The following is a 4007-nucleotide window of genomic DNA, read 5'->3' on the forward strand; positions in this document are numbered from 1 at the left end:
TGTCCGATAAATTACTTGTGATAAGTCAAAAGCGAGTGGAACGAAGTGAAACGAAGCAATCACAACGTCTGGAGCGATTGCTTCACTCCGTTCGCAATTGACTTGTGTTTAACCGGACGTGATATGAGCATTGCTAAACCCCTACCGCGTGGTCTATTTACCTGAAAATAGCTGTAAGTCGGAAGTGGTTTCCGTTAAGTCGGAAGTGGCTCCGGTTAAGTCGGAAGTGGCTCCGGTTAAGTCGGAAGTGGCTCCGGTTAAGTCGGAAGTGGCTCCCGTTAAGTCGGAAGTGGTTCCCGTTAAGTCGGAAGTGGCTCCGGTTAAGTCGGAAGTGGCTCCGGTTAAGTCGGAAGTGGCTCCGGTTAAGTCGGAAGTGGCTCCGGTTAAGTCGGAAGTGGCTCCGGTTAAGTCGGAAGTGGTTCCCGTCACGACTGATATCATGTCCGCTTGATTACTTACTAAACCACAAGAACCCCAAAGAGCCAAAGCTACGCTTCGTCTTTGCTCCCCGCTACAGTGTACACACAGGTCTTGGGGTCTCCCCAAGTGGAGCATCTGGCGTGTGGGGTGTTAGGCTCTGAGTGCAGGAGCCACTGAAAATTCATTTCTTTAGTTTATCTAAAGTCGCATCTAAGTTATCAAATTACCTTTCTAAGATAGAAGCAGCAACCATAAGTTGCCATACACAACTAAAACCCAATTAACAGCTAGTGGCTGCGGAGAACATAAAAATGGCTAAAGCGCCAGATTCAATAGAATCGTCTATCAATGAAATTACAGACAAATCCTTAGATCGTGATTGTACAACCTTATCGCGTCACGTCTTACAGCAACTTCAGAGTTTTTCGCCAGATGCACAGGATTTAAGTGCGCTGATGAATCGCATCGCCCTGGCGGGGAAACTGGTTGCTCGCCGCATGAGTCGCGCTGGTTTAATGGAAGGCGTTCTGGGATTTACTGGGGAAGTTAATGTCCAAGGAGAATCCGTCAAAAAGATGGATGTCTATGCCAATGATGTATTTATCTCAGTTTTTAAGCAAAGCGGCTTAGTCTGTCGCCTAGCTTCTGAAGAAATGGAAAAACCTTACTATATCCCGGAAAATTGCCCCATTGGTCGCTATACCCTGCTGTATGACCCAATTGATGGTTCATCCAACACTGATAATAATCTCAGCTTAGGTTCCATTTTCGCCATTCGCCAACAAGAAGGAACTGATAGCGATCGCAAGGCAACTGACCTCCTCACCAACGGACGTAAGCAACTCGCTGCCGGATACATTTTATATGGCCCCAGCACAATGCTGGTTTATACTATAGGTAAGGGCGTTCATTCCTTTGTCCTTGACCCGAGTTTAGGAGAATTTATTCTCACAGAAGAAAATATCCGAATTCCTAAGCACGGTTCAGTTTACAGCGTGAATGAAGGTAATTTCTGGCAATGGGAAGAATCGATTCGAGAATACATCCGCTACGTTCATCGCACAGAAGGCTACAGCGCTCGTTATAGCGGCGCAATGGTGAGCGACATCCATAGAATTTTGGTTCAAGGCGGCGTGTTTCTCTATCCAGGCACAATTCAAAACCCAGAAGGGAAATTGCGCTTGCTTTATGAAACTGCTCCTCTAGCCTTTTTGATTGAACAAGCAGGCGGTCGCGCCACTACAGGATTGGTAAATATCTTGGATGTGGTGCCAAAAAAATTGCATCAACGCACACCTTTAATTATTGGTAGCAAAGAGGATGTAGCAAAGGTGGAGTCTTTTATTCAAAACGGACACTAGAAGACAATTCGTAATTCGTAATGACGCTCGAGGACTCGCTAACGCTACGCTAACGTAATTCGTAATTATTGTTACGTAAGGGTTTTAGACGTTTTATAAGAGTGACTTATTTCCTCTGTGCTGTACTCTCATCTGCCATTAATTAAAAGTTAATCATGGTGATTTAAGATTGGCGATGCAGAATACCACTTTTTGAAGATGTATTAAAGATTATCTCAGCTGGCCGATGCGATAAGTGATTGGCAACGCCACAATTCAAAAGTAAGCATCAAATTTTGATGGGTTTTGCCAACTTACTTAGAAAGATCACTATACAGGAGCGAAACAAATTAGAACTATGTCTACCAATCATCTACTAGAAATTAACCACTACGGTCAAAGTATCCGGATGGATAATTTGAGCCGTGACATTGTTCAATCAGGCGAACTCAAAGACCTATTTGAAAATCAAGGGATTTCTGGGATTACCTCTAACCCGACTATTTTTGAAAAAGCGATCGCAGGTAACGTCATTTATGATGCCGATATCGAAGCCGGAGTTCGTGCTAACTTACCCATAGACAAAATTTACGAATCCCTAGTTTTTGCAGATATCCGTAATGCTTGTGATATTTTACGCCCTGTTTATGAAGCCTCGAATAGACTAGATGGTTATGTGAGTATTGAAGTACCGCCAACTATCGCCCATGATACTGAAGCAACAATAAACGAAGCCCGGCGCTATTTCCAAGAAATTGGTCGGGAAAATTTGATGATTAAAATTCCCGGTACAGAACCTGGTTTGCCAGCAGTGGAGCAGGTAATAGCCGAAGGGCTGAATGTTAATATTACGTTGCTGTTTTCTGTAGAAAGCTACGTAAACACAGCTTGGGCTTATATTCGTGGCTTAGAAAAACGGCTAGCTGAAGGCAAAGACATCAGTAGAATTGCTTCAGTCGCCAGCTTCTTCCTCAGCCGGATTGATAGCAACATTGACGCCAAAATAGATGCTAAGTTGAAAAAAGGCGTTGATGATATTTCTGTGGAAGCAAGGCTAAAAGCTGTTAAAGGAAAAGTAGCGATCGCTAACGCCAAGATTGCCTACCAGGAATACAAGAAAATTATCGAGAGCGATCGTTGGAAAGCCTTGGCAGAAAAAGGGGCCACAGTACAACGGCTACTTTGGGCTAGTACCAGCACCAAAGACCCCAACTACAACGACGTGATGTATATCGAAGAGTTGATAGGCCCTGATACCGTAAACACCGTACCACCAGCGACGATAAAAGCTTGTGCCGATCATTGTAACGTAGGCGATCGCTTAGAAACAGATGTAGATAATGCCTACACGCTGATCAAAAACCTCAAAGATCCTGACATCAACATCGATCTTGATGCCGTAATGGATGAACTGTTAGTTGAAGGTATTGACAAATTCATTCAGCCCTTCCAGTCCTTGATGAACTCTTTAGAAGACAAGATCAAGGTATTGTCACCAGTGTAGGGAATGGGGGCTGGGGACTGGGGACTGGGGAATAGGGAATGAGAACTGGAAACTGGTAAACAATTTTCCTAATACCCAATCCCCAATCCCCAATCCCCAATCCCCAATCCCCAGTCCCCAGTCCCCAATTCTCAAAATCCAAAATTCCTATGGTTAGTCTGCTAGAAAATCCCTTGCGTGTTGGTCTGCAACAACAAGGGATGCCCGAACCCCAGATTATAGTTATCTTTGGCGCTTCTGGTGATCTCACCTGGCGTAAACTTGTGCCAGCACTTTACAAATTGCGGCGAGAACGGCGGATACCGCCAGAAACTACTATTGTCGGCGTAGCACGTCGAGAGTGGAGCCATGAATACTTCCGCGAACAGATGCAGAAGGGCATGGAAGAAGCACATCCTGATATCGATTTAGGGGAACTTTGGCAAGACTTCTCTCAAGGTCTGTTCTATAGTCCTGGGGATATAGACAACCCCGAAGGCTACAAAAAACTAAAAACTTTATTGAGTGAATTAGACGAAAAACGGGGCACGCGAGGTAATCGCATGTTCTATCTCTCAGTTGCCCCCTCATTCTTTCCCGAAGCCATTAAGCAGTTAGGAAGCGGCGGGATGCTAGAAGATCCCTACAAACATCGTCTAGTAATCGAGAAACCCTTTGGTCGGGACTTGGCTTCTGCCCAAAGTCTTAACCAAGTGGTACAGGAATATTGTAAAGAACATCAAGTATACCGCATTGACCACTAC

Annotated in this window: 4 protein-coding genes and 1 pseudogene; 3 read left to right on the top strand and 2 right to left on the bottom strand. The window is 44.7% G+C overall.

What is annotated here, in order from left to right; all coding sequences use genetic code 11:
- Positions 1 to 153 precede the first annotated feature (153 nt).
- On the bottom strand, positions 154 to 546 hold the full coding sequence (locus tag LC574_RS29905; RefSeq protein WP_229457237.1) for a hypothetical protein: 393 nt from the start codon (positions 544 to 546) through the stop codon (positions 154 to 156).
- Between the two features lie 185 nt (positions 547 to 731).
- Between LC574_RS29905 and fbp the strand changes: the two genes are divergently transcribed.
- Complete coding sequence (gene fbp, locus LC574_RS29910; RefSeq protein ID WP_229457238.1) at positions 732 to 1781, top strand: class 1 fructose-bisphosphatase; 1050 nt, start codon at positions 732 to 734, stop codon at positions 1779 to 1781.
- Between the two features lie 337 nt (positions 1782 to 2118).
- Entirely contained in the window at positions 2119 to 3264 is a 1146-nt protein-coding gene (gene tal / locus LC574_RS29915; protein WP_229457239.1) for a transaldolase, read from the top strand.
- Here tal and LC574_RS38315 read toward each other — a convergent pair.
- Positions 3242 to 3364, bottom strand: coding sequence for a hypothetical protein (locus LC574_RS38315; RefSeq protein ID WP_267871717.1), 123 nt, complete (start codon positions 3362 to 3364; stop codon positions 3242 to 3244). The two genes, tal and LC574_RS38315, sit on opposite strands and share 23 nt — an antisense overlap.
- Positions 3365 to 3413: 49 nt before the next feature.
- Here LC574_RS38315 and LC574_RS29920 point away from each other — a divergent pair.
- Positions 3414 to 4007 (top strand): annotated as a pseudogene (locus tag LC574_RS29920) (glucose-6-phosphate dehydrogenase); the annotation flags it as partial.

The sequence above is a fragment of the Nostoc sp. CHAB 5715 genome, assembly GCF_020829685.1.
Classification (GTDB): domain Bacteria; phylum Cyanobacteriota; class Cyanobacteriia; order Cyanobacteriales; family Nostocaceae; genus Nostoc.